This is a genomic window from Streptomyces sp. NPDC060027 (assembly GCF_042737005.1).
Classification (GTDB): Bacteria; Actinomycetota; Actinomycetes; order Streptomycetales; family Streptomycetaceae; genus Streptomyces.
Map to the genome: position 1 here is coordinate 1 of NZ_JBHWVI010000440.1, position 1,676 is coordinate 1,676.

Below are 1,676 nucleotides of genomic sequence, written 5' to 3' on the forward strand. Positions count from 1 at the left end.
ATCATCACCGCCCTCGCCGACCACACCGGCACCGACACCGACACCGACACCGACGGCCTCATCGACCACTGGGCCGACCTCGCCGCCGCCTAACCACTCCCCCGCCCGGATACTGGGAAGAAGAGGAAGAAAAGCCGGCCTGGCACACCCGGAACCGGAGGCGGCCATGCGAGCAGACGAACTGCTCCAGACCCACACCCTGCGGTACGGGGAAACCGTCCTGCTCCGCCTGACCGGAGAACTCGACCTCGCCACCGCCCCACTCCTCCACCAGGCACTCACCACAGCACTGGCAGGACACCCCCGAACCCTCTGCCTGGACCTCACCAGCCTCACCTTCTGCGACGGGACGGGTCTGCGCGCACTGAACCGGCTCACCCACCAGGTCCACACCACCCACACGAGCCTCCACCTCACCGGCCTCCACCCCAACCTGTACCGAACCCTTGACCTACTCAAGACCGCACCCCCCCTGGACCCCACCCCCTGCTCCCGGTCTGACAACCGCCACCAGACGGCGGATGCCCGGCCTGCCGCGCTAATCAGGAAGCAGTCCACTGATCGCTCCCGGGCGTGCGGGAGGGCGCCGGGCCAGGCCCTTCACCAGCCCCTCCGCCACAGACGGCGGTGCCCGGCCTGCCGCAGGCCAGGAAGCGCTCCACTGATGCGGCCCGCCGGCGAAACGGCGGGCCGTTCACGCGTGACACCGTGTGCCGCATGCCGTCATCGAAGGTGACGGACGCGTGAAATGCACCCCTGCCGCCTGGAGCCGCGACCCTCACGGAGGGCTCTGAACAACGTCCAAAACGCCGTTCCCGCCGCAACGCACACGCACCAACCTCGCCCCTCTTCCAGCCCCTTCACAGGAGAGGAGGCACCCCAGGGGATGCGTTGGGATGCGGTAGCTCAGTAGGGGCGTTTCGCTGTGCTCGTCCGCTCTCCCCATCACGCAAGGAGCGATCATGAGCATGACCGGCGAACCCGGCGGCAGAGTCCAGCAGATGCGTGCCAAGGCCGAGGAAATGGGGGATCTGGCCGAGCGCACCAGCGACCCCGACGAGCGCAAGCGCCTGAGCGATCAGGCCCGCCGGCTGAAGGAGCAGAGCAACAAGGAAACCGGGCAGGACCCGAGCCGCGGCAGCCGCCATCATGGACCCCCGGTAGCCGCCCAGCCTCTATCGTGGTTCCGGCCGGCTGCTGCCGGCGCTCCCGAGACGCCCCTCGCAGCCACCGGCCGAACCCCGCGCCCAGACATCAGCCTTCCGAGGGTGACGGGCAACAAATCCCTCAACCGTGCCTCACCCCGCAGCAGGGGGGACTGTATGAAATTCGGTGTAACTCCGATCGACGTTTCCGTTGATCGTCGAAAGTCGAGTGACCTCGCCACCTGGCGAATCATGCGAGCCGAACCGCTAGAGAGGCTGTGTCTGCAGCCCGGAGTCGTGGATCCGACGCAGGAGTGGCAGCTGTTGCTGCCCTTCAGCCAAGGAGCGCAGCCGTTCCAGACTGCGGTGCAGATGCACCTGCTCGTCCCGGTGCGGGAGGCGTCTGAGCACCGCGGGCAAGCCGAGGAGCCTGGTCGGTGTTGTCACGTTGGTGGGGGTGTGATGGGTTGATGGCGTGTCAGGGCGTGGTGGGGGCGTGCGTCGGCCTCTGGTCAGGCCGCGGTGGCCAGG

2 protein-coding genes are annotated in these 1,676 nt (G+C 68.1%); both read left to right on the forward strand.

Features of this window, described 5'->3' with window-relative positions; genetic code table 11:
- The first annotated feature begins 166 nt into the window (after nucleotides 1-166).
- Nucleotides 167-736 (forward strand): STAS domain-containing protein, encoded by a 570-nt coding sequence (locus ACFWBT_RS42810; RefSeq protein ID WP_385710205.1) that lies wholly within the window; start codon nucleotides 167-169, stop codon nucleotides 734-736.
- A 226-nt stretch (nucleotides 737-962) separates the two neighbouring features.
- Nucleotides 963-1,616: a DUF6381 family protein gene (locus tag ACFWBT_RS42815; RefSeq protein WP_385710208.1), complete on the forward strand. Its 654-nt coding sequence runs from the start codon at nucleotides 963-965 to the stop codon at nucleotides 1,614-1,616.
- The last annotated feature ends 60 nt before the right edge of the window (nucleotides 1,617-1,676 follow it).

What these genes read in the sequence shown, in the direction of transcription:
- ACFWBT_RS42810 (WP_385710205.1), top strand. Translation starts at nt 167, where the DNA reads ATGCGAGCAGACGAACTGCTCCAGACCCACACCCTGCGGTACGGGGAA.
- ACFWBT_RS42815 (WP_385710208.1), top strand. Translation starts at nt 963, where the DNA reads ATGAGCATGACCGGCGAACCCGGCGGCAGAGTCCAGCAGATGCGTGCC.